The sequence below is a fragment of the Pedobacter humicola genome (assembly GCF_056490705.1).
This window is the reverse complement of the sequence record NZ_JBWJIG010000040.1, coordinates 1-1,300: the sequence shown is the minus strand read 5'-3', so window position 1 is coordinate 1,300 and position 1,300 is coordinate 1. Positions and strand designations below refer to the sequence as shown.

Sequence of the window (1,300 nt, the reverse complement as noted above, 5' to 3'; positions counted from 1 at the left end):
CAATTCTTTAATAACTTTAGGATTTTCTGAATGGAACAAGCTATGTCGTTTCGGTAAAATATGTCAATCAAAAAGTCTTTAACTTTGGTTACTACCTGAGTTTTATTGATCTGTACGGCATGCTTGTGTCCTTTATCTTTTTGTCCGGCTTTTTCGATCTGCACCGCTATCATTGCTGAAATATTCAATAAAATTATCCTTGCATAAAAGTCCTGTTGAATAGCATGTACAGTTCTCCCTGAAAAATATTCCATTTGTGCTACCTGTTTGATGCGCTTATAGCATTCTTCCACTCCCCATCTCATGTGGTACAGTTCTTTGATTGCTTGGACCGGGTATATGTCCCTGTTACACAAACTGGTAAGTAAGACTTCCTGTTCACCACCAGATAAATCTACCGATAGCAGTCTTAGCCCCTCAACTTTGGTTTGGAGATTATAGCTCCTCAATTTCCCGTATTCCTGCGACGGACGCTTTTTTAGCTCGAAGTCAATATCTTTTTTTGTACTTGAATTTAGAGTTTCATGGGCAGTTTTCCATGCTGTACTCAACCTGAAACAAAAATCAAAGCCCTCTTTCTTTAAGTAGGAAACCAGCCAAAGACTAGGATATCCCCGGTCAAAAACAAGAATATCAGTTTTACTATTTAAATTATTCAGGTGATTTTTGGCCATCTCTTTCTCATCATCGTTCTGTGTATGGCCAATCAGCGCGTCCAAGATAATATTATTGCAGACATCATAAGCAAATGATATCCTGGCACCTGCAGAAATAGTTTTGTTTTGATTCGAAAAGTTACCAAATTTCTCTATCAAGCATTTTTCGTTTGGCAGTACAAGAAAACTTCCATCAATAGCGACAATCCTCTTACCCTTCCAGTTTCTTTGAGAAGGGCTATTGTTCCTAAAATAATCTAAAAGGGATTGGTTTAACCCAACGAAACTCTCTGGCCTTAATTTTTGCCGAGCCTGAGTAAACGCACTTTTAGAAAAGGTGGTGATTTCTGAACTTGTACCGGAAAGGGATTTGAAGAACCTGTCAAGTTCGGTTCGGAGGGAGGCACGGCTGAAGCCCAGGATATTGACAACCAAGTCCTTAAAGGAAAACTTACGCTTCCTTGTAAAATCACTAGAAACAGTTTTAGAGGAGGCTCTAAAATCTTCATTTTCAATGTGATTAATAGTGTGTAAAAAAAGCCCTTCAACAAACTGGAAAAAATCCGCCTTCCTTTCCAAGGGCTGCCCTAAAGATACTGGTTAAATCCTTTTTTTGCAATATTTACCTTAACTTAACGACATTG

The 1,300-nt window shown here is 38.4% G+C and carries 1 protein-coding gene; it reads right to left on the bottom strand.

Annotated elements, in window-relative coordinates; all coding sequences use genetic code 11:
- Positions 1 to 1,235: IS4 family transposase (locus tag AC04Q1_RS26430; protein WP_478367516.1), on the bottom strand; the 1,235-nt coding region annotated here is incomplete at its 3' end.
- Between the last annotated feature and the right edge of the window lie 65 nt (positions 1,236 to 1,300).